Here is a 20,879-nt window from a genome sequence, read left to right as displayed (position 1 = left end):
CCGCCGGGGCATAAACGAACAAGGCAGCCGAAGCTGCCTTGTGGTGGTGACGGCGGATCCCTACGCCGGCTGCGGCAGCTGACGGCGGCGCTGCAACCAGACGATCAGGGCGAACAGCATAAAGCCCGGCAGCCACATCAGCTCCTTGGTCCAGCGGTCGGTCGGCGCCCGCACGCTGAGGATCTGCTGGTCGAACTCCAGGCCGGCGTCGGCCGCCAGGCTGCCGAAGGTGACGCTGTCGACCAGCACCTTGTCGCCCTCCTCGTAGAGGTTCAGGCCGAGCTTGGCCAGGCGTTCCTCGCCCGAGGTGCCATCCGGCACCGCCAGCAGCAGGGTGAACTCGCGCGGGTCGCCCACCGCGTTCTCACCGAGTACGCGCAGGCGCAGCTGGCTGCCGTCGGCGACGCCGTCGAGGGCCTGCGCCAGCTGGGCCGGCGGCACGTCCTGGTAGGGGTCGTGGAGCCTGTCCATCCAGAAGCCGGGGCGGAACAGGGTGAAGGCCACCAGCAGCAACAGCAGGCTCTCGTACCAGCGGCTGCGCACCAGGAAGAAGCCCTGGGTGCCGGCGGCGAAGATCAGCATGGCGATGGTCGCCACGATGAAGATCAGCACGCCGTGCCAGAAGTCCACGTCGATCAGCAGCAGGTCGGTGTTGAAGATGAACAGGAACGGCAGCGCCGCGGTGCGCAGGCTGTAGAAGAAGGCCACCAGGCCGGTCTTGATCGGGTCGCCCTTGGACACCGCGGCGGCGGCGAACGAGGCCAGGCCCACTGGCGGGGTGACGTCGGCCATGATGCCAAAGTAGAAGACGAACAGGTGCACCGCGATCAGCGGCACGATCAGGCCGTTCTGCTGCCCCAGCGCCACCACCACCGGCGCCAGCAGGCTGGACACCACGATGTAGTTGGCGGTGGTCGGCAGGCCCATGCCGAGGATCAGGCTGAACACCGCCACCAGCACCAGCATCAGCAGCAGGTTGCCCATCGACAGCAGCTCGACCAGGTCGGCCAGCACCAGGCCGACGCCGGTCTGCGACACCGCGCCGACGATGATGCCGGCCGCCGCGGTGGCGATGCCGATGCCGATCATGTTGCGCGCGCCGGCGATCAGGCCTTCGCGCAGGTCGATCACGCCGTCGACGAAGGTGCCGTGGTCGTGGCTGCCGTCGTGGCGCATCCAGCTCAACAGCGGACGCTGGGTGAGCAGGATGATGATCAGCATCACGCTGCCCCAGAAGGCCGACAGGCCGGGCGACAGGCGCTCGATCATCAGGCACCAGACCAGCACCACCACCGGCAGCAAAAAGTGCAGGCCGGAGAGCAGCACGGCACGGGTCTCGGGCAGCGACTCCAGCGGCGCATTGGGGTCTTCCGGCGGCAGCACCGGCACGCTGGCGGCGACCTTCAGCAGGCCCAGGTAGACCAGCGCCAGCAGCACGCCGATGCCCGGCAGGGCGTAGTCGCCGAGCGCCGGCTTGAGCCAGCCGAGGCCGTAGTAGACCGCCAGCGACAGGCCGCTGATCAGCGCCGCGCCGAAGACGAAGCCGGTCAGGCGGCGCAGCCAGGGCTTGGGCTGATGGCCGCCGATGGGCTGCAGGCCGAGCTTGAGCGACTCCAGGTGGACGATGTAGAGCAGCGCGATATAGGAGATCGCCGCCGGCAGGAAGGCGTGCTTGATGATCTCGACATAGGGCATGCCGATGTACTCGACCATCAGGAAGGCCGCGGCACCCATCACCGGCGGCATGATCTGGCCGTTGACCGAGGAGGCCACCTCCACCGCGCCGGCCTTCTCCGCGGAGAAGCCGGTGCGCTTCATCATCGGGATGGTGAAGGTGCCGGTGGTGACCACGTTGGCGATCGACGAGCCGGAAATCATCCCGGTCAGCCCGGACGACAGCACCGCCGCCTTGGCCGGGCCGCCGCGCAGGTGGCCGAGCAGGCTGAACGCCAGCTGGATGAAGTAGTGCCCGGCGCCGGCCCGCTCGAGCAGGGCGCCGAACAGCACGAAGAGGAAGACGAAGCTGGTGGACACGCCGAGGGCGATGCCGAACACCCCTTCGGTGGTGATCCACTGGTGGTTGGCCAGGGCGTTGAAACTGACCCCGCGGTGCGCCAGCAGCCCCGGCATGTACGGGCCGGCCAGGCTGTAGACGAGAAACACCAGGGCGATGATCGCCAGCGGCGGGCCGAGCGCGCGGCGGGTGGCCTCCAGCAGCAGCGGAATGCCGATGCAGGCGGTGACCAGGTCGCCGGTGGTCAGGCTGCCGGGGCGCAGCGCCAGCTGCTGGTAGAAGACGAACAGGTAGGCGGCGCTGGCGGCGGCCACCAGGCCGAGGGCGATATCCAGCAAGGGCACGCGGTCGCGCGGCGACTGCTTGAACGCCGGGTAGGCGAGAAACGCCAGCAGCAGGGCGAAGGCCAGGTGAATGGCGCGGGTCTGGGTATCGTTGAGCACGCCGAAGCCGAGCACGAACGGCAGCGGCGAGGCGATCCACAGCTGGAACAGCGACCAGAGCAGGGCCAGGCCGGCGATCACCTGGGCCATGGCGCCGACGGGCAGACGCGCGCCGACATCCTGGGCGATCAGTTCCTCGGTGGAGAGTTGCTTGTCATGCATGGGATCAAACCTGCATTCGAGTCATCGGAGAACGGCAAAACCCGCAGGCCTGCGCCTTGCGGGTTTGCTTAACACTAGAAGCGAATCGGGCGCAGCGCCCGCCGGAAAGGCCAACCGGCCTGCTCGGCAGGCCCGTCGCTGGCGGCTTACAGCCAGCCGCGCTCCTTGTAGTAACGCGCGGCGCCTTCATGCAGCGGCGCGGTCAGGCCGACCTTGATCATGTCGGCTTCCTTGAGGTCGGCGAAGGCCGGGTGCAGGCGCTTGAAACGCTCGATGTTGTCGAACACCGACTTGACCAGCTGGTAGACCACTTCCGGGTCGGCGTTGGCCGAGGTGGAGAGCACGGCCTTGCCGCCGATCGACGGGGTCGGCGCATCGTTGCCCTTGTACAGGCCACCGGGGATGTCGGCCTTGGTGTAGTAGGTCTTCTCGGCCAGCAGCTTGTCGATCTCGGCGCCGGTCACCGGCACCAGCACCGCGTCGGTGGTGGTGGTGGCTTCCTGGATCGCGCCGTTGGGATGACCGACGAAGTAGGTCATGGCATCGATGTTGTTGTCGCCCAGGGCGCTGGCCTGCTCGGCCGGCTTCAGCTCGGCGGCGAGGGCGAAGGCGGAACGATCCCAGCCCTTGACGGCCATGATCTCTTCCAGGGTGTCGCGCTGACCCGAACCCGGGTTGCCGACGTTGACGCGCTTGCCCTTGAGGTCGTCGAAGCTGGCGATCTTGGCGTCGCGGCGGGCGAGGATGGTGAACACCTCGCTCTGCAGGGAGAACACCGCGCGGATGTCGCTCATCGCGCCTTCGGCCTCGAACGGCGCCGCGCCGTTGAGCGCCTTGTACTGGTGGTCCGACTGCATGATGCCGAAGTTGAACTCGCCGCTGCGGATGCCGTTGACGTTGGCCACGCCGCCGCCGCTGGCCGGGGCGTTGCACTTGATGCCGTGCTCGGCCGCACCGCGGTTGAGGAAACGGCAGATGGACTGGCCGGCCACGTAGTAGACGCCGGTCTGGCCGCCGGTGCCGATGGTGACGAACTTCTCTTCAGCCTGTGCCATGCCACTCAGGGTAGTGCCTGCGAGTGCGGCGGACAGGACCCATGCCAAGGATTTGCCTTTCATGGGAGATCTCCTTTTTCTGTTGTTGTAGAGCGAGCGCGCCTTGTGGGCGACGTTCGGGAGGGCAAGTCTAACCGCTCGGCGCCAATATGCACGCGCCAACGACCAATCGGTCGTAACCGCGTGTGGCGCGCCGGGCTATCGCCGTTCTCCGCCATTGGGCAGAATCGGCACATGTCACACGCCATTCACGAGTCGCCGCAGGCCTCGGTCAGCGCCAGCCTGACCCAGGCGATCCTGCACGCCGCCAGCCGCCTCGGCCTCGACCGCCAGACGCTGCTGACGGCCTGCGGCCTGCACGAAGGGCAACTGGCCGACCCCGACGCGCGGGTGCCGTTCAGTGCCCAGGAGGCGCTGTGGCGCGAACTGGATGCGCGCCTGCAGCACCCGGAGCCCGGCCTGCTGCTCGGCCGCAGCCTCACCCCCGGCCCGTTCAGCGTACTCAGCTACCTGCTGCAGAGCAGCGCCACCCTCGGCGAGGCGCTGACCGCAGCGCTGCGCTACCAGCGCCTGGGCGGCGAAGGCGGCGAACTGCACATCGAGGAACGGGGCGAGGCCCTGCTGCTGCTCTATCGCCCGCTGCACCCGCAGCACCCGGCGACGCGCATCCGCGTGCTGGCGATGATGACCTGCTGGGTGCAGATGACCACGCCGCTGCTGGACGGCTTCCACCTGCTCGGCGCGCAGTTCCGCCACGCCGCACCGGCGGATCTGGCGCCCTACCGCGAGGTGTTCGCCTGCCCGCTGCAGTTCGCCGCCGCCGACTACGCCATCGCCCTGCCCCGCGTCCTGCGCGACGTGCCGCTGGTGCAGGCCAACCCGCCCTTGCAGCAGCTGCTGCGCCAGCACGCCGAAGCGCTGCTGGCGCGCCTGCCCAGCGCCAGCCTGAGCGCGCGGGTGATCGGCCTGCTCGGCGAACAGCTGGCCCACGGCGAACCGGATCGCGGCGAACTGGCGCGCGCCCTGCTGCTCAGCGAGCGCACCCTGCAGCGGCGCCTGGCCGAAGAAGGCTGCAGCTACCAGCAACTGCTCGCCGACACCCGCCGCCAGCTGGCCGAACAGCACCTGCGCGAAGGCGGCCTGCCGGTCGCCGAGATCGCCCTGCTGCTGGGCTACTCCGAACCCAGCGTATTCTTCCGCGCCTTCCGCCAGTGGACCGGGCTGACCCCCGGCGAATACCGCGCACGCCACGGTAGCGGCCCCGCCACCTGAGCCCGAGCCCCACATGAGCCCCTTCGCCGCCACCCCTGCGCCGCCCTACTACGCGGTGATCTTCACCTCGACGCTGAACGCCGATGATCGGGGCTACGCCGCCATGGCCGCGCGTATGGTCGAGCTGGCCGCCGAGCAGCCCGGCTTTCTCGGTCTCGAATCGGCCCGCGACGGTCTCGGCATCACCGTCTCCTACTGGCGCGACCTGGAATCCATCGCCGCCTGGAAGGCCAACGCCGAACACCGCGAAGCCCAGCGCCAGGGCCGCGGGCGCTGGTACGGGGGTTTCCGCCTGCGCATCGCCAAAGTCGAACGCGACTACGGCCTGGACTGACACCAGTCAATATCCTCGGGCCGCACGGCCACTAGCATTGATGGCCACTCGCCACATAGCGACCATCACCATGCCTCAGACCCATCTGCTGCTTAGCCTGCCGGACACGGAAGCCTGCCAACGGGTAACGCATCTGCTGCACAGCCAGGCTCCGCACTGCCAGATCATCGACAGCCTCGATGATTGTCGTCTGCGCCCCCTGTGCCGCTGGTTGCAGCCGTTGCCTGCGCATAGCCTGGACGAGGCCGTGCTTGTGCTGGAACGCAGCCGCCATGCCTTCAAGTCCGCGCAGCTGGCCGAGCTGCGCAAGCGCCTGCGCCGCCTGCTGGAGGAGTTGTCCGACTCCGGCAATTAAGGTAAAAGCTAGCCGCAGTAGGTTCCGCCACGCGCGGAGACCGGCTTTGCCGGGCAGGACACAGGGCCTGCAAGACAGAGCGCCGCAGCTCGCCATCCACTCAGGGTGGCGCGCAGCGGCGCTTTTTTTTGCGCCGAAGAAATGCATGAGGCTGACATGGGCAACGAAGAAGAATTCCAAGAATTGCTTCAACACATCGCGCCGGACCCTGACGAAATGATCCAGCGTCTGCGCTTTCTCGACTGGAGCCAGACCGATAACGAGCGCCTGGCGCAGCATGCCCAGCGTGTGGAACGCCGAAACCAGGAGTACATCGACAAACTCTACGACCAGCTCGCCGCTTATCCCGCCCCGGCGGCCAACCTCGGCAACCCCGCCACCACGGCACGCCTCAAGCACAGCCAGACCGACTACTACCGGCGCCTGTGGCAGGGTCAGCTGGACCGGGATTACGTGCTCGAACGCCTGCGCATCGGCTGGGTGCACCAGCATGTCGGCGTCGACCTCAAGTGGTACCTGGGCGCCTATCGCCTGTACCTGGACGAGCTGCTCGGCGAACTGCTCGGCAGCTCGCCGGCCGTGGACTGCTTCGCCAGCCTGATCAAGAAGGTGTTCTTCGATATCGGTCTGGCCCTGGACAGTTATGGAGCCGCCCAGCGCAAGGCCCTGCAGGACAGCGAGGCGCGTTATGCCAGGGCCATGCGCGGCGCCAACGACGGCCTGTGGGAGTGGCAGCTGGAGCAGGATCAACTCTACCTCTCCGAGCGCTGGACCAGCATGCTCGGCCTCGATCGCGACAGCCTGGCACCCACCAGCCAGAGCTGGTTCGGCCGCGTGCATGGGGACGACCTGCCCGGCCTGCGCCAGGCCATCGACAACCACCTGCACGGCCTCAGCCCCACGCTGCACCACGAATACCGCATCCGCCGCCGCGACGGCAGCTACCTGTGGGTGCTGGTGCGCGGCGTGGTCGACACCTGCAGCCGCGGCCTACGCCGTATCGCCGGCTCGCAAAGCGATATCAGCCAGCGCCGCACCGCCCAGGAACAGCTGCATCACGCCGCCCGCCACGACCCGCTGACCGGGCTGGCCAATCGCGCCCGCCTCGGCGAGCTGCTGCAGCAGGCCATGCAACGCCGGCAGCGCCCCGGAGCGCGCGAGGCGGCGCTGCTGTTCATCGACCTCGACCGTTTCAAGCTGATCAACGACAGCCTCGGCCACCAGACCGGCGACCGGGTGCTGGTGGAGGTGGCCGAGCGTCTCGGCCACTGCCTGCGCCCCGGCGACCACCTGGCCCGCTTCGGCGGCGACGAGTTCGTCGCCCTGCTCGACGACCTGGCCTGCATGGGCGATGCCGAACGGGTCGCCCAGCGCATGCTGGACAGCCTGCACCCACCGCTGCGGCTGCAGGAGCTGACCCTGGCGGTCAGCGCCAGCATCGGCATTGCCGCGCTGCAGGAGCGCGACCAGCCGCTCGATCCACTGCAGGCCGCCGACCTGGCGCTGTACCGCGCCAAGAGCGCGGGCAAGGCGCAGTTCGCCCGCTACTGCACCGAGCTGCAGCAGCAGGCACAGCGCCAGCTGGAGCTGCAGAACGCCCTGGCCCAGGCGCTGGCCCGCGACGAGCTGCGCCTGGTCTATCAGCCGATCTGCGAGCTCGATCGGGGCCAGGTCGGCCTGATGGGCGTGGAGGCCCTGTTGCGCTGGCGACACGACGGACGCGAGGTGTCACCGCTGGAGTTCATTCCCTGTCTGGAGGAATCCGGCGAGATTCTCGCCGTCGGCGACTGGGTCTTGCGTCAGGCCTGCAGCCAGGTACGCGCCTGGCAACTGGCCAGGCAGACGCGGCTACGCTGCTCGGTCAACCTGTCCAGCCGCCAGCTGCAGCAGGGCGATTTCGCCGCCCGGGTCGCCGACGTGCTACGCGAAACCGGCCTGGCACCGGCGAGCCTGGTGCTGGAGATCACCGAGAGCCAACTGATGCAGGACAGCGCGCAGAACCTCGCCTGCCTGCGCGAGCTGGCCAGCCTCGGCGTGCAGCTGGCCCTCGACGACTTCGGCACCGGCTACTCCTCGCTGGGCTACCTCAAGCGCTTCCCCCTGCACATCATCAAGGTGGACAAGAGCTTTATCGCCGGCACCCCGCAGGACGCCGAGTCGCTGGCCATCAGTCGGGCGATCATCGGCCTCGGCCATAGCCTGGGGCTGAGCGTGGTGGCCGAGGGCGTCGAACAGCCGCAGCAGCTCGAGTTCCTCGCCCGGGAAGGTTGCCGCTACGCCCAGGGCTACTGGTTCAGCCCACCACGCGCGCCGCACGAGTTGCAGCGCCTGTTCAGTGGCGAGGGCCGCTTCGACGACCTCTGCTGCCCACTGGACAATCAGGCCGGGGCCCGGGAGATGCAGCCATGAAGCTCAACCTGCCCGTCAGCGGGCGCCAGTTGCCGGTACCGGCGCAGACCAACATCCTCTCCACCACCGACCTCAAGGGCGCGCTGACCTACGTCAACCCGGATTTCATCGCCATCAGCGGTTTCGCCGAGGACGAACTGATCGGCCAGAATCACAACCTGGTGCGCCACCCGGACATGCCACCGGCCGCCTTCGCCCACCTGTGGCAGACCCTGAAGGCGGGACGCTCATGGATGGGGCTGGTGAAGAATCGCTGCAAGAACGGCGACCATTACTGGGTCAGCGCCTATGTCACGCCCATGCGCAAGGACGGGCGCATCGTCGAGTACCAATCGGTGCGCACCGCCGCCAGCGAGGCGCAGATCGCCGCTGCCGAGGCGCTCTATGCCGAACTGCGCGCCGGGCGCACGCCGCGGGCGCTGCGCCGGCCACGCCTGAGCCTGAGTTTGCGCCTGGTTCTCGGCGCCTGCCTGCTGCCGCCGGCGGCCGCGCTGCTGCTGAGCGCCGGCCTGGGCCTGCCGGCATTGCCGCTGCTGGCGGGTGGCGGTGCGCTCGGCCTGCTGCTGGGACTGATCAACCATCTGGCCCTGCGTCCGCTGGAGCGCCTGGCGACCCAGGCTCGCCAGCAGGCCGACAACCCGCTCAGCCAGTGGCTGTACACCGGTCGCCGCGACGCCTTCGGGGCCATCGCCTTCGCCCTGCACAGCCTGCAGGCCGAAGCCGGTGCGGTGGTCGGGCGTATCGCCGACTCGGCGCGCCAGCTCAGCGGCGAGGCCGGGCAACTGGCCAGCGCGGTAGAGCATCACAACAACGCCACCCTGCAACAACGCCAGGAAACCGAGCAGGTCGCCAGCGCCATGGGGCAGATGGCGGTCAGCGTCCAGGAGGTGGCGCGCAATGCTCAGCTCAGCGCCAGCGCAGCCAGCGCCGCCGATCAGGAAAGCGGCGACGGCCGCCAGTTGGTGGAAAGCACCCGACAACACATCGCCGCCCTGGCCGAGGAGCTGCAGGCCGGCCACGTTCTGGTGCAACAACTGGCCGACAGCAGCCGCGAGATCGGCCGGGTGCTCACGGTGATCGGCGATATCGCCGAGCGCACCAACCTGCTGGCGCTCAATGCCGCCATCGAAGCGGCGCGAGCCGGCGAAACAGGCCGCGGCTTCGCCGTAGTGGCCGATGAGGTGCGCGCACTGGCCCAGCGTACCCAGGCCTCGACCGGCGAGATCGACGCCCTAGTCGCCGATCTGCAGGCCACGGTGACCAGCAGCGTGGCGGCCATGGGCGACAGCCAGCGGCGCGCCCAGGCCATCGCCGCCCAGGCGCAACAGGCGGCCCATGCGCTGACCGGCATCACCGAGCGCGTCAGCCAGATCAGCGAGATGAACATCCAGATCGCCAGTGCGGTGGAACAGCAGAGCGCCGTCGGCGACGACATCCAGCGCAACCTGCAGGGCATTCGCCAGGCCTGCGAGGACACCACCCGGGCCAGCGCTCACAGCCACAGCAGCGCCGAACAGCTGGCCGGCCTGGCCGAGCGCCTGCAACTGCTGGCGGAGCAGTTCTGGAGCCAGCGCCAGAGCCGACCGGGGTGAACACCTGCACGGCCATCTGCACCCGCAAGTGTCAGCGCATCAGCCGCGTCGATGATGACTATGCCTGTGCACGGCGTGCGCCGCCCGGACTCAAGGGGTTAGAGTGGCCGGCCACGCAACGAGGAGCCCCTCATGAGCCGACTGGCCTCGATCAAGCTGTCCACCCTCGACCTGGCACCGATCCGCGACGACGGCGACGCCGCCCAGGCCCTGCACAACTCGCTGGCGCTGGCGCGGCACGTGGAAAGCCTCGGCTTCCAGCGCTTCTGGGTCGCCGAACACCACAACATGGACGGCATCGCCAGCTCCGCCACCGCCGTGCTGCTCGGCTACCTGGCCGCCGGCACCTCGCGCATCCGCCTCGGCGCCGGCGGGGTGATGCTGCCCAACCACGCGCCGCTGGTGATCGCCGAGCAGTTCGGCACCCTCGCCACGCTCTATCCCGGGCGCATCGACCTGGGCCTGGGCCGCGCGCCCGGCGCCGACCAGTACACCGCCCACGCCCTGCGCCGCAGCCGCGACGGCAGCGCCGAGGATTTCCCCGGCGACGTCGAGGAGCTGCAGGCCTACTTCGGCCCGCGCACCCCGGATCAACGGGTGATCGCCATGCCCGGCGCCGGCACCCAGGTGCCGATCTGGCTGCTCGGCTCCAGCCTGTTCAGCGCGCAGCTGGCGGGAATGAAGGGGCTGCCCTATGCCTTCGCCTCGCACTTCGCGCCGCGCTACCTGCACGAGGCGCTGCGCATCTACCGCAACCACTTCAGACCTTCCGAGGTGCTGGACAAACCCTATGTGATGCTCGGTGTACCGCTGCTGGCGGCCGACAGCGACGAGCAGGCGCAGTACCTGGCCACCTCGGCGTTCCAGCGCATCCTCGCCCTGCTGCGCGGGCAGAGCCTGGTGCAACGGCCGCCGGTGGCGAGCATGGAAGGGCTGTGGCTGCCGCACGAGCGCCAGGGGGTCAGCGAGTTCTTCGGCCTGGCCGCCATCGGCGGACCGCAGACCGTGCGCAGCCGCCTGGAGCAGCTGCTGGAGCAGACCGAGGCGGACGAGCTGATCTTCACCTGCGACATGTACGACTTCGCCGACCGCCTGCACGCCTTCGACATCCTCGCCGAACTGCAGCGCGGCTGAACCAGCCGGCGGACAAGCTGCGGGTTGTCCAACCTGCTGCTCGGACGAGGTGGGGACGCTGCCGCCTCAGCTAGATCGCGGTGCCGCAGCGCATCACCTTGCCGCGCGCCAGCACGTTGCGCTGCTCGTCGTAGAGCCAGGCCTGGGCGGTCATCGCCATCGAGCGGGCCTCCACCCGGTAGCGCTGGCCGGCGGCGAACTCGTCGTAGCGCAGGCGCAGTTCGCAGGTCAGCAGCAAGGGTTCGCTGTTGAAGCCCATGCCGCCGCCGCGGCTGGCCTCGAACTGCAGGCGCACCAGCAGTTCGTGGGCACCGGGGCCGACCTGGAAGTAGCGGCCGTCCGGCCAGCGCTTGCGGTCCAGGCGGTCGGCCATCAGCAGGTCGCCGGCCGGCGCGTAGAGATCGACCCAGGCCTGCTGCGGGTCGGGTTTCGGCAGGGGTGAAGCGCAGGCACCGAGCAGCAGCGCGGCGGCGATAAGCAGGGCACGCATGGCGACCTCCAGTCTGTGGCGCGAAACCCTAGCCTACGCCCATTCGGCGCTGGAGGCAGCTGCGCCGATGGGGTAGCGTGGCGCCATGCCCATCGCCCGCCTCCATCTGCTGCGTCGCCTTAGCGCTCCCCTGCTCGCGCTGCTGCTGGGCGGTTGCTCGACCCTGGACTACTACGCCCACCTCGGCCAGGGCCAGTGGCAGCTGCTGCAGGCACGCCAGCCGGTCGCGCGCCTGCTCGCCGATCCCGCCACCGAGCCGCAGCTGGCGCGGCGCCTGGCCCTGGCGCAGCAGGCGCGCGACTTCGCCAGCAGCCAGCTGGGCCTGCCGGACAACCGCAGCTACCGCCTGTACGCCGACCTCGGCCGGCCCTTCGTGGTATGGAACCTGTTCGCCACGCCGGAGTTTTCCCTGGAGCCCGAGCTGCACTGTTTCCCCATCGCCGGCTGCGTCGCCTACCGCGGCTATTACCAACTGGGCCGGGCCCGCGGCGGCGCCGCGCTGCTGCGTCAGCAGGGCCTGGACACCCATATCGGCGGGGTGGAAGCCTATTCCACCCTCGGCTGGTTCGACGACCCGCTGCTCAACACCATGCTGCGCTGGAGCGACCAGCGCCTGGTGGCGGTGATCTTCCACGAGCTGGCGCACCAGCAGTACTACCTGGCCGGCGACACCGCGTTCAACGAGTCCTTCGCCACCTTCGTCGAGCGCGAAGGCCTGCGCCAGTGGCAGGCCAGCCGCGGCGAAGCGCACGCGGACGACGGCGAGCGCCAGCGCCAGCAGTTCGTCGACCTGGTGCTGGCCAGCCGCGAGCGCCTGCAGCGGCTGTACGCCAGCGAACTGGACGCGGCGGCGATGCGCGCCGCCAAGCAGGCCGAGTTCGAGCGCCTACGCCGCGACTACCGCGCCCTGCGCCAGCGCGAATGGGGCGGCAACGGCCGCTTCGATGCCTGGATCGAAAGCCCGCTGAACAACGCCAAGCTGCTGCCGTTCGGCCTCTACGACCAGCGGGTGCCGGCCTTCGCCGCGCTGTTCGCCCAGCACGCAGGCGACTGGGCGGCCTTCTACCGGGCGGTGGCCGCCCTTGGTCGGCTGCCGCAGGCAGAGCGTCGCGCGGCATTGGACAGGCTGCAGGCCGGCGGCTAGAACTGGCCAACCCATCTGCCTGTCGAAAGTGACAGGACTCGCTCGACACCGGAGGTAAGCGATGCAACGCCTGATACCCACCCTGGCCCTGATGCTGCTCGCCGCCGGCGCGCAGGCCGCGCCCAAGCCCTGTGAAGAACTCAAGGAAGAAATCGAAGTGAAGATCCAGGCCGCCGGCGTGCCCAGCTACACCCTGGAAATCGTCGCCAACGACGAGGTCACCGACCAGAGCATGGTGGTCGGCAGCTGCGACGGCGGCAGCAAGAAGATCATCTACCAGAAGAACGGCTGATACCTCCCCTCAGCTGGCCACCTCAGTTCTTGCAGGCGCGAGCTGGCTCGCGAAGCGCTCGCCTGGGCAGCATTCGCGAGCAGCGCTCGCTGCTACAGCCCCTCAGCAGATGAAGGCCCGGTGCAGCTCCTCCAGCGTCGCGAAATGGTAGGTCGGCGCCTCGCCGAGCAGCTCCTCGCGACTGCCGAAGCCGTAGCCCACCGCCGCCGCATCCAGGCCGTTGCGCCGCGCGCCGATCAGGTCGTGCTTGCGGTCGCCGATCATCAGCGCCGTCTGCGGCGCCAGCCCCTCGCATTCCAGCAGATGCGCCAGCAGCGCCACCTTGTCGGTGCGCGTGCCGTCCAGCTCGCTGCCGTAGATGCGCTTGAAGTGCCCGGCGAAACCGAAGTGACGGGCGATCTCCTCGGCGAACACCGTCGGCTTGCTGGTGGCGATATACAGGTTGCGGCCCTGCCCCGCCAGCTCGCCGAGCAGCGCCGGCACGCCGTCGAACAGGCGGTTCTCGTACAGCCCGGTGAGCTTGAAACGCTCGCGGTAGTGATTGACCGCCTGCCAGGCCGTGGCCTCGTCCAGCGCGTAGCTGGCCATGAAGCACTGCAGCAGCGGCGGGCCGATGAAGTGCTCCAGCGCCGCCAGGTCCGGCTCGTCGATGCCCAGCTTGGCCAGGGCGTACTGCACCGAACGGGTGATGCCCTCGCGCGGGTCGGTGAGGGTGCCGTCGAGGTCGAAGAGGATGGTCTGGTAATGCATCAGCCGTCATACCCCTCGACCAGATGCAGGTCCTTCAGACGCACGTAGTTGGCCGCGCTGTAGGCGAAGTAGCTGCGTTCCTGCTCGGTCAGCGCCCGGGCCTGTTTTACCGGGCTGCCGACATAGAGGTAGCCGCTCGCCAGGCGCTTGCCCGGCGGCACCAGGCTGCCGGCACCGATCACCACCTCGTCCTCGACCACCACGCCGTCCATGACGATGCTGCCCATGCCGACCAGGATGCGATTGCCCAGGGTGCAGCCGTGCAGGGTGACGTTATGCCCGACCGTCACCTCGTCGCCGATGATCAGCGGATAGCCGGCCGGGTTGAACGGCCCGGCGTGGGTGATGTGCAGCACGCTGCCGTCCTGCACGCTGGTGCGCGCACCGATGCGGATGCTGTGCATGTCACCGCGCACCACCACCATCGGCCACACCGAGCTGTCGCTGCCGATTTCCACATCGCCCAGCACCACGGCGCTGGCGTCGACGAACACCCGCTCGCCGAGCTGCGGGGTGAACTGTTGGTAGCTGCGAATCGCCACGATAGAAATCTCCTGGGCTGCGGGAAAGCTTGATTGTAATTAAGATGGCCCCCATGTCGGTTGTTATCGACCCTGGATTGTTTATCGCGTCCCGGGGTCGCAACCCTGGAATCCATTCGCCACAGGTGCCTCGTCGTGACCGCGAACAACCCCCTGCTGCAAGACTTCGACCTGCCGCCCTACTCGCAGATCAAACCCGAGCACGTCGAGCCGGCCATCGACCAGATCCTGGCCGACAGCCGCGCGGCCATCGCCGAACTGCTCCAGCAGCAGGCCGAGCCGAGCTGGGACGGCCTGGTGCTGGCGCTGGACGAGCTGGGCGCGCGCCTGGGCCGCGCCTGGGGCCCGGTCAGCCACCTCAACGCGGTGTGCAACAGCCCGGAGCTGCGCGCCGCCTACGAGGCCTGCCTGCCCAAGCTGTCCGAGTACTGGACCGAGCTGGGCCAGAACAAGCCGCTGTTCCAGGCCTACGACGCGCTGGCGGGCAGCCCCGAGGCCGCCGGCTTCGACGTCGCACAGAAGACCATCCTCGAGCATGCGCTGCGCGATTTCCGCCTGTCCGGCATCGACCTGCCGGCCGAGCAGCAGAAGCGCTACGGCGAAATCCAGATGCGCCTGTCCGAGCTGACCAGCAAATTCTCCAACCAGCTGCTCGACGCCACCCAGGCCTGGACCAAGCACGTCACCGACGAGGCTGTGCTTGCCGGCCTCACCGATTCGGCCAAGGCGCAGATGCAGCAGGCCGCCGCGGCCAAGGGCCTGGACGGCTGGCTGATCACCCTGGAGTTCCCCAGCTACTTCGCGGTGATCACCTACGCCGACGACCGCGCCCTGCGCGAGGAAATCTACGCCGCCTACTGCACCCGCGCCTCCGACCAGGGGCCGAACGCCGGCCAGCACGACAACGGCCCGCTGATGGCCGAGATCCTCGACCTGCGCCAGGAGCTGGCGCGCCTGCTCGGCTTCGCCCACTACAGCGAGCTGAGCCTGGCCAGCAAGATGGCCGAATCCACCGAGCAGGTGCTGAGCTTCCTGCGCGACCTGGCCGTGCGCAGCAAACCCTTCGCCGCGCAGGACCTGGCCGAGCTCAAGGCCTTCGCCGCCGAGCAGGGCCTGAATGACCTGCAAAGCTGGGACGTCGGCTACTACAGCGAGAAACTGCGCCAGCAGCGCTACAGCATCTCCCAGGAACAGGTGCGCGCCTGGTTCCCGGTGGACAAGGTGCTCACCGGCCTGTTCGCCATCGTGCAGAAGCTCTACGGCATCGAGATTCGCGAGCTGAAAGACTTCGACAGCTGGCACCCGGACGTGCGCCTGTTCGAAATCCAGGAGAACGGCCAGCACGTCGGCCGCTTCTTCTTCGACCTCTATGCCCGCGCCAACAAGCGCGGCGGCGCCTGGATGGACGGCGCGCGCGACAAGCGCCGCGCCGCCGACGGCAGCCTGATCAGCCCGGTGGCCAACCTGGTGTGCAACTTCACCCCGCCGGTCGGCGGCAAGCCGGCGCTGCTGACCCACGACGAGGTCACCACCCTGTTCCACGAGTTCGGCCATGGCCTGCACCACCTGCTGACCCGCGTCGAGCATGCCGGCGCCTCGGGGATCAATGGGGTCGCCTGGGATGCCGTCGAATTACCTAGCCAGTTCATGGAGAACTGGTGCTGGGAGCCCGAGGGCCTGGCGCTGATCTCCGGCCACCATGAAACCGGCGAGCCGCTGCCGCAGGCCATGCTGGACAAGATGCTGGCGGCGAAGAACTTCCAGTCCGGCCTGATGATGGTGCGCCAGCTGGAGTTCTCCCTGTTTGACTTCGAGCTGCACGCCACCCACGGCGACGGCCGCAGCGTGCTGGAGGTGCTCGAAGCCATCCGTGACGAAGTCTCGGTGCTGCGTCCGCCGGCCTACAACCGCTTCGCCAACGGCTTCGCGCACATCTTCGCCGGCGGCTACGCGGCCGGTTACTACAGCTACAAGTGGGCCGAGGTGCTCAGCGCCGACGCCTTCTCGAAATTCGAGGAAGAAGGGGTGTTCAACGCCGACACCGGCCGCGCCTTCCGCGAAGCCATCCTCGCCCGTGGCGGCTCGCAGGAGCCGATGGTGCTGTTCGTCGACTTCCGCGGCCGCGAACCCAAGATCGACGCCCTGCTGCGCCACCTCGGCCTGAGCCAGGAGGCCGCGTGAAGAAGCGTTTTATCGCCGGCGCCGTGTGCCCGGCCTGCAGCGAGCAGGACAAGATCCAGATGTGGGACGAGGACGGCGTGCCGCACCGCGAATGCGTGGCCTGCGGCTACGCCGACACCCTCGACGCGCGCGGCAACTCGGTACCCAAGGAGATCCCCACCCGGGTCAACGTCAGCGGCCTGAAGCCCAAGGCCGCCGACCCCAAGGTGCAGGCGGTGCAGTTCTTCCCCAATCCCAAGCTGAAAAAGCCGAGCGAGTGATCCGTAGGGTGGGTTAGCGGCGCCGACCGCCGATCTTGCAAGCGCCGATAAAGGCAGCGCGCCGCGTAACCCACCAGGCGATAGGCCGTGTTGCGCCGATGGCGGGTTACGCCGCAGCAGGTACAACGGTTTTTTCAGCCCCGGTGACAAGCGGCTAACCCCCCTACGAATCGTGGCGATTGATGCAGGCGAACTACCCCCCGCCCTCTCCGCTACTCGCGAAAGAACTCCCCCGGCGTCGCGCCGAACTGGCGGCGAAAGGCGGCGATAAAGGCCGATAGCGAGTCGTAGCCGCAGGCCAGTGCCACGTCGGTGACGCGCTCGCCCTGCTCCAGCGGGGTCAGCGCATCGAGCAGGCGCTGACGCTGGCGCCAGGCGCGAAAGCTCAGCCCGGTCTCGCGCAAGAACAGGCGGCTAAGGGTCTTCTCCGACACCCCCAGGCGCTCGCCCCATTCGCCCAGGCCGAGCTGGCGCAGGCGCGCATCCTCCAGCCCCAGACATACCTCGCGCAGCCGCGCGTCCTGCGGCAGCGGCAGCATCAGCGCCACCTCCGGCGCGGCGCGCAACTGATCCAGCAGCACCGCGGCCAGCCGGCCTGGCGCGCCCTGTTCGTCGTATTCCACCGGCAGCGCACTGAAGCCGCGAATCAGCTCGCGCAGCAGCGGACTGACCGCCAGCACCCGGCACGCGTCCGGCCCCCAGGGCACCGCGCTGCCGTCGATATAGAGGCTGCGCATCTCGGTGCGCGGCGAGCTGAACACCCGGTGCTCGACGCCCGCCGGCACCCACACCGCGCGTTGCGGCGGGGCGACGAATCGGGCGCCGGCGGTCTGCACCTCGAGCACCCCGGCGATGGCGTAGGACAGCTGCACCCAGGGGTGGCTGTGGCGGAAGGTCAGCGCGCGGTTGCTCAGCGATTCGACCCGGCCATAGAGCGGCCGCGGCAGACTCGGCAGCTCGGGCAGGCTGCGGTGCAGGGTGGACGAATGTCTGTTTGGCGACACTTGCTGGCTCTTTGGCGTTAGCCGGAAATTTTCCAGCACGATAGTGTGGCCGCCTCCCGTACCGCAAGCCCGAGAGTCGCCATGTCCCTGCGCCGCTTCCTGCCCGATGCCTTTACCCAGACCCTGCTCGCCGTGGTGCTGATCGCCACCGTCCTGCCCGCCAGCGGCCAGGTGGCCGTGGCCTTCGAGTGGATCACCAACCTGGCCATCGCCCTGCTGTTCTTCCTCCACGGCGCCAAGCTGTCGCGCCAGGCCATCCTCGCCGGCGCCGGGCACTGGCGCCTGCATCTGTTGGTATTCGCCTGCACCTTCGTGCTGTTTCCCCTGCTCGGCCTGGCGCTCAAGCCGCTGCTGGCGCCGCTGATCGGCACCGAGCTGTACCTGGGCATGCTCTACCTCTGCGCCCTGCCGGCCACGGTGCAGTCGGCCATCGCCTTCACCTCGCTGGCGCGCGGCAATATCGCCGCGGCGATCTGCAGCGCGGCCGCCTCCAGCCTGCTCGGCATCTTCCTCACCCCGCTGCTGGTGGCGCTGCTGATGGGCGTTGAGGGCGCCAACGACTCGACCCTGGACGCCATCGGCAAGATCAGCCTGCAGCTGCTGCTGCCGTTCATCCTCGGGCAGATCGCCCAACGCTGGATCGGCGCCTGGGTGACCCGCAACAAGGGCTGGCTGAAGTACGTCGACCAGAGCTCGATCCTGCTGGTGGTCTACACCGCCTTCAGCGCCGCGGTGATCGGCGGCCTGTGGCAGCAGGTGCCGCTGCTCACCCTGCTGGCCCTGGTGCTGGCCTGCTGCGTGCTGCTGGCGCTGGCGCTGCTGCTCACCCACCTGCTCGGCAAGTGGCTGGGCTTCAGCCTGGAAGACCGCATCACCATCCTCTTCTGCGGCTCGAAGAAGAGCCTGGCCACCGGAGTTCCCATGGCCCAGGTGCTGTTCGCCGGTAGCAGCATCGGCCTGCTGATCCTGCCGCTGATGCTGTTCCACCAGATCCAGCTGATGGTCTGCGCGGTACTGGCGCAACGTTATGCCAGGCGGCCGGAGATGGCGCAGGAGGCCGCCCCGGCATAGCCCGGCGCTGAGCGCAGCGAAGCCCAACGACGGTACCTGGTGACCTGGCCTCGGCGTCGTGCCCACCATCGCTCGTTGGGCTTGGTCGCGGGCTCCTCAACCCGACCTACAGCTGATGACCGGCACTTGCTCGGACGCAAAATAACTGTATTTTTATACAGTATATCGAGGAGTCCGAGCATGTCCGTCAGCCTGCCGCCACGTGGCCGTGGCACCGCCAGCAATCCGCATAACCGCTTCGCCCCGACCCGGGTGATCGCCAGCGACGACGGCTGGTTCGAGGAAGTGCCGCCGAGCCGCGCCACCGAGGTGCGCGCGGAAACCGCCAAGACCATCATCAGCCGCAACCAGTCGCCGGACCTGCCCTTCGACCGCTCGATCAACCCCTACCGCGGCTGCGAGCACGGCTGCATCTACTGCTACGCGCGGCCCAGCCACGCCTACTGGGACCTGTCGCCGGGGCTGGACTTCGAGACCCGGCTGATCGCCAAGACCAACGCCGCCGCTCTGCTCCAGCAGCAGCTGAGCAAGCCCGGCTACCAGTGCGCGCCGATCAACCTGGGTGCCAACACCGACCCCTACCAGCCGATCGAGCGCGAGCAGCGGCTGACCCGCCAGTGCCTGGAAATCCTCCTCGACTACCGCCACCCGGTGACCATCGTCACCAAGGGCGCGCTGATCCTGCGCGACCTCGACCTGCTCGCCGAGCTGGCCAAGCAGCGCCTGGTGGCGGTGTATATCAGCCTCACCACCCTGGATGACGAACTCAAGCGCATCCTCGAGCCGCGCGCGGCGGCGCCTTCGGCACGCCTGCGGGCGATCCGCGTGCTGCGCCAGCAGGATATCCCGGTCGGCGTGCTGTGTTCGCCGATGATCCCGATGATCAACGACATGGAACTGGAGCGCCTGCTCGAAGCGGCGCAGCAGGCCGGCGCACAGAGCGCCAACTACATGCTGCTGCGCCTGCCGCGCGAGGTGGCGCCGCTGTTCGAGGAGTGGTTGCGGGCGCATCACCCGCAGCGCGCCGAGCACGTGCTCAGCCTGATCCGCCAGAGCCGCGGCGGCGAGCTGTACGACAGCCGGTTCGGCGCGCGCTTTCGCGGCGAGGGCGCCTTCGCCAAACTGCTGGCGCAGCGCTTCGCCCTGGCCATCCGCCGCCTCGGCCTGCAGCGGCGCCAGGCCCTGCAACTGGACTGCAGCCGCTTCGCCCCGCCGGGCGGACAGCTGGCCCTGCTCTGACGCAGCCGGCCACACTCTGCACGGGCCTGCGGGTTGTCGCCGCACCGGTCGTAAGGCGACACTTGGCGTGTGACTCGCCAGCGGCTGCGGCTGTCGGTTTAGGACGTGTTTACGATCTCGCGAGCTAGAGCCATACAAGGCGCAACGACCAACGGGAGTAACAGCCGAAGGCTGGCCCGAAGGGCAAGCGCCAGCGAGTCAAACAGACGAGGACGCGGAGTTTACGAGCTGTAAATGAGCAGTCCGAGTCTGTTCTTAACGCAGTAGGGCCGACGCGCAGCAGATCGTATGCAGGTTCTTAGCAGCGTCTTTTCAGGTTCATAGAGGTTCAGGGCATGCCTTACAAACACCAGGTCATTCCGCTTCAGACCCACGAGGGCAACGAAACCGCCGAGCAGGCGCTGCAAAGCATCGTCGACGGCTTCAAACGCTTTCGCAACGAGGTATTCCCGCAGCAGGAAGAGCTGTTCAAGAAGCTCGCCACCGCGCAGAACCCGCGCGCCATGTTCATCACCTGCGCCGACTCGCGGGTGGTGCCGGAACTGATCACCCAGAGCTCGCCGGGCGACCTGTTCGTCAACCGCAACGTCGGCAACGTGGTGCCGCCCTACGGCCAGATGATGGGTGGCGTGTCCACCGCCATCGAGTACGCGGTGATGGCCCTGGGCGTGCAGCACATCGTCATCTGCGGCCATTCCGACTGCGGCGCGATGAAGGCGGTGCTCAATCCGGCCTCGCTGGAAACCATGCCCACGGTCAAGGCCTGGCTGCGCCATGCCGAAGTGGCGCGCACGGTGGTGGCGGAGAACTGCAGTTGCGGCAACGACCAGGAAACCCTCGCCGTGCTGACCGAGGAAAACGTGGTGGCCCAGCTCGACCACCTGCGCACCCATCCCTCGGTGGCGGCCAAGCTGGCGCGCGGCCAACTGTTCATCCACGGCTGGGTGTACGACATCGAAACCAGCCAGATCAAGGCCTACGACGCCGAGCTGGGCGGCTTCCTGCCGCTCGATGGCGACAAGGTGCCGATGGCCACCCCGCGCGCGCGCTACCCGCAGAGCTGAAAGCCTGGGGTGTCGCGGGGCCGCCCAGGTCGCGCGCACCAAGTCTCACCAGGTCGCGGCTGACGCCTCTCT

The 20,879-nt window shown here is 68.5% G+C and carries 19 protein-coding genes and 1 pseudogene; 14 read left to right on the top strand and 6 right to left on the bottom strand.

From position 1 onward, the window contains the following. Positions 1-60 precede the first annotated feature (60 nt). Both ACW9UL_RS00660 and ACW9UL_RS00655 read right to left on the bottom strand, forming a co-directional pair. Complete coding sequence (locus tag ACW9UL_RS00660) at positions 61-2,619, bottom strand: TRAP transporter permease (RefSeq protein ID WP_457788515.1); 2,559 nt, start codon at positions 2,617-2,619, stop codon at positions 61-63. A 146-nt stretch (positions 2,620-2,765) separates the two neighbouring features. Next, positions 2,766-3,737, bottom strand: a complete 972-nt coding sequence (locus tag ACW9UL_RS00655) for a TAXI family TRAP transporter solute-binding subunit (protein ID WP_122110002.1) — start codon at positions 3,735-3,737, stop codon at positions 2,766-2,768. Positions 3,738-3,908: 171 nt separating this feature from the next. Here ACW9UL_RS00655 and ACW9UL_RS00650 point away from each other — a divergent pair, with 171 nt between their 5' ends. From ACW9UL_RS00650 to ACW9UL_RS00620, 7 genes and pseudogenes are all read left to right on the top strand, one after another. Then, the gene (locus tag ACW9UL_RS00650; protein ID WP_457788514.1) at positions 3,909-4,946 is read left to right on the top strand and encodes an AraC family transcriptional regulator; all 1,038 of its coding nucleotides are present in this window, start codon (positions 3,909-3,911) and stop codon (positions 4,944-4,946) included. Positions 4,947-4,959: 13 nt separating this feature from the next. Further along, on the top strand, positions 4,960-5,280 hold the full coding sequence (locus ACW9UL_RS00645) for an antibiotic biosynthesis monooxygenase family protein (RefSeq protein ID WP_457788513.1): 321 nt from the start codon (positions 4,960-4,962) through the stop codon (positions 5,278-5,280). A 70-nt stretch (positions 5,281-5,350) separates the two neighbouring features. Beyond that, positions 5,351-5,635, top strand: coding sequence for a hypothetical protein (locus ACW9UL_RS00640; RefSeq protein WP_457788512.1), 285 nt, complete (start codon positions 5,351-5,353; stop codon positions 5,633-5,635). Positions 5,636-5,791: 156 nt separating this feature from the next. Further along, the gene (locus ACW9UL_RS00635) at positions 5,792-8,044 is read left to right on the top strand and encodes a putative bifunctional diguanylate cyclase/phosphodiesterase (protein WP_457788511.1); all 2,253 of its coding nucleotides are present in this window, start codon (positions 5,792-5,794) and stop codon (positions 8,042-8,044) included. Next, positions 8,041-8,370: pseudogene (locus ACW9UL_RS00630) on the top strand (PAS domain-containing protein); the annotation flags it as partial. The gene ACW9UL_RS00635 and the pseudogene ACW9UL_RS00630, both read left to right, overlap by 4 nt. After that, complete coding sequence (locus ACW9UL_RS00625; protein WP_457790887.1) at positions 8,344-9,636, top strand: methyl-accepting chemotaxis protein; 1,293 nt, start codon at positions 8,344-8,346, stop codon at positions 9,634-9,636. The pseudogene ACW9UL_RS00630 and the gene ACW9UL_RS00625, both read left to right, overlap by 27 nt. A 132-nt stretch (positions 9,637-9,768) precedes the next feature. Next, complete coding sequence (locus tag ACW9UL_RS00620) at positions 9,769-10,770, top strand: LLM class flavin-dependent oxidoreductase (RefSeq protein ID WP_457788509.1); 1,002 nt, start codon at positions 9,769-9,771, stop codon at positions 10,768-10,770. 70 nt (positions 10,771-10,840) lie between these two features. Here the strand turns inward: ACW9UL_RS00620 and ACW9UL_RS00615 are convergent, their stop codons facing one another. After that, on the bottom strand, positions 10,841-11,260 hold the full coding sequence (locus tag ACW9UL_RS00615; RefSeq protein WP_122110005.1) for a PA0061/PA0062 family lipoprotein: 420 nt from the start codon (positions 11,258-11,260) through the stop codon (positions 10,841-10,843). An 85-nt stretch (positions 11,261-11,345) separates the two neighbouring features. On the opposite strand from ACW9UL_RS00615, the gene ACW9UL_RS00610 reads away from it, so the two are divergent. Together ACW9UL_RS00610 and ACW9UL_RS00605 are read left to right on the top strand one after the other, a co-directional pair. Next, positions 11,346-12,404 carry an aminopeptidase gene (locus tag ACW9UL_RS00610; protein WP_457788508.1) on the top strand — a complete coding sequence of 353 codons (1,059 nt, stop codon included), beginning with the start codon at positions 11,346-11,348 and terminating at the stop codon, positions 12,402-12,404. 61 nt (positions 12,405-12,465) lie between these two features. Next, on the top strand, positions 12,466-12,696 hold the full coding sequence (locus tag ACW9UL_RS00605) for a DUF1161 domain-containing protein (RefSeq protein ID WP_021443284.1): 231 nt from the start codon (positions 12,466-12,468) through the stop codon (positions 12,694-12,696). A 102-nt stretch (positions 12,697-12,798) separates the two neighbouring features. Here ACW9UL_RS00605 and ACW9UL_RS00600 read toward each other — a convergent pair whose 3' ends face one another. After that, complete coding sequence (locus ACW9UL_RS00600; protein WP_457788507.1) at positions 12,799-13,446, bottom strand: HAD family hydrolase; 648 nt, start codon at positions 13,444-13,446, stop codon at positions 12,799-12,801. Continuing rightward, entirely contained in the window at positions 13,446-13,988 is a 543-nt protein-coding gene (locus ACW9UL_RS00595; protein ID WP_457788506.1) for a gamma carbonic anhydrase family protein, read from the bottom strand. The genes ACW9UL_RS00600 and ACW9UL_RS00595 overlap by 1 nt, the downstream gene beginning before the upstream one ends. Positions 13,989-14,123: 135 nt before the next feature. Here ACW9UL_RS00595 and prlC point away from each other — a divergent pair, with 135 nt between their 5' ends. Continuing rightward, the gene (gene prlC / locus ACW9UL_RS00590) at positions 14,124-16,169 is read left to right on the top strand and encodes an oligopeptidase A (RefSeq protein ID WP_457788505.1); all 2,046 of its coding nucleotides are present in this window, start codon (positions 14,124-14,126) and stop codon (positions 16,167-16,169) included. After that, entirely contained in the window at positions 16,166-16,429 is a 264-nt protein-coding gene (locus ACW9UL_RS00585; protein WP_397498740.1) for a YheV family putative zinc ribbon protein, read from the top strand. The genes prlC and ACW9UL_RS00585 overlap by 4 nt, the downstream gene beginning before the upstream one ends. Positions 16,430-16,641: 212 nt before the next feature. Here ACW9UL_RS00585 and ACW9UL_RS00580 read toward each other — a convergent pair whose 3' ends face one another. Continuing rightward, positions 16,642-17,433 (bottom strand): AraC family transcriptional regulator, encoded by a 792-nt coding sequence (locus ACW9UL_RS00580; protein WP_457788504.1) that lies wholly within the window; start codon positions 17,431-17,433, stop codon positions 16,642-16,644. 81 nt (positions 17,434-17,514) lie between these two features. Here ACW9UL_RS00580 and ACW9UL_RS00575 point away from each other — a divergent pair, with 81 nt between their 5' ends. The 3 genes from ACW9UL_RS00575 (at position 17,515) to ACW9UL_RS00565 (ending at position 20,807) form a co-directional block, all read left to right on the top strand. Continuing rightward, positions 17,515-18,504, top strand: coding sequence for a bile acid:sodium symporter family protein (locus ACW9UL_RS00575; RefSeq protein ID WP_457788503.1), 990 nt, complete (start codon positions 17,515-17,517; stop codon positions 18,502-18,504). A gap of 180 nt (positions 18,505-18,684) precedes the next feature. Beyond that, positions 18,685-19,743 carry a PA0069 family radical SAM protein gene (locus ACW9UL_RS00570; RefSeq protein ID WP_457788502.1) on the top strand — a complete coding sequence of 353 codons (1,059 nt, stop codon included), beginning with the start codon at positions 18,685-18,687 and terminating at the stop codon, positions 19,741-19,743. Between the two features lie 335 nt (positions 19,744-20,078). Next, positions 20,079-20,807 (top strand): carbonic anhydrase, encoded by a 729-nt coding sequence (locus ACW9UL_RS00565; RefSeq protein ID WP_021443750.1) that lies wholly within the window; start codon positions 20,079-20,081, stop codon positions 20,805-20,807. Positions 20,808-20,879: the final 72 nt, after the last annotated feature.

The organism is Pseudomonas sp. PL-6, from assembly GCF_054110165.1.
This window is presented reverse-complemented; position numbering and strand designations above follow the sequence as displayed.

What these genes read in the sequence shown, in the direction of transcription:
- ACW9UL_RS00660 (WP_457788515.1), bottom strand. Translation starts at nt 2,619, where the DNA reads ATGCATGACAAGCAACTCTCCACCGAGGAACTGATCGCCCAGGATGTC.
- ACW9UL_RS00655 (WP_122110002.1), bottom strand. Translation starts at nt 3,737, where the DNA reads ATGAAAGGCAAATCCTTGGCATGGGTCCTGTCCGCCGCACTCGCAGGC.
- ACW9UL_RS00650 (WP_457788514.1), top strand. Translation starts at nt 3,909, where the DNA reads ATGTCACACGCCATTCACGAGTCGCCGCAGGCCTCGGTCAGCGCCAGC.
- ACW9UL_RS00645 (WP_457788513.1), top strand. Translation starts at nt 4,960, where the DNA reads ATGAGCCCCTTCGCCGCCACCCCTGCGCCGCCCTACTACGCGGTGATC.
- ACW9UL_RS00640 (WP_457788512.1), top strand. Translation starts at nt 5,351, where the DNA reads ATGCCTCAGACCCATCTGCTGCTTAGCCTGCCGGACACGGAAGCCTGC.
- ACW9UL_RS00635 (WP_457788511.1), top strand. Translation starts at nt 5,792, where the DNA reads ATGGGCAACGAAGAAGAATTCCAAGAATTGCTTCAACACATCGCGCCG.
- ACW9UL_RS00625 (WP_457790887.1), top strand. Translation starts at nt 8,344, where the DNA reads ATGCGCAAGGACGGGCGCATCGTCGAGTACCAATCGGTGCGCACCGCC.
- ACW9UL_RS00620 (WP_457788509.1), top strand. Translation starts at nt 9,769, where the DNA reads ATGAGCCGACTGGCCTCGATCAAGCTGTCCACCCTCGACCTGGCACCG.
- ACW9UL_RS00615 (WP_122110005.1), bottom strand. Translation starts at nt 11,260, where the DNA reads ATGCGTGCCCTGCTTATCGCCGCCGCGCTGCTGCTCGGTGCCTGCGCT.
- ACW9UL_RS00610 (WP_457788508.1), top strand. Translation starts at nt 11,346, where the DNA reads ATGCCCATCGCCCGCCTCCATCTGCTGCGTCGCCTTAGCGCTCCCCTG.
- ACW9UL_RS00605 (WP_021443284.1), top strand. Translation starts at nt 12,466, where the DNA reads ATGCAACGCCTGATACCCACCCTGGCCCTGATGCTGCTCGCCGCCGGC.
- ACW9UL_RS00600 (WP_457788507.1), bottom strand. Translation starts at nt 13,446, where the DNA reads ATGCATTACCAGACCATCCTCTTCGACCTCGACGGCACCCTCACCGAC.
- ACW9UL_RS00575 (WP_457788503.1), top strand. Translation starts at nt 17,515, where the DNA reads ATGTCCCTGCGCCGCTTCCTGCCCGATGCCTTTACCCAGACCCTGCTC.
- ACW9UL_RS00570 (WP_457788502.1), top strand. Translation starts at nt 18,685, where the DNA reads ATGTCCGTCAGCCTGCCGCCACGTGGCCGTGGCACCGCCAGCAATCCG.
- ACW9UL_RS00565 (WP_021443750.1), top strand. Translation starts at nt 20,079, where the DNA reads ATGCCTTACAAACACCAGGTCATTCCGCTTCAGACCCACGAGGGCAAC.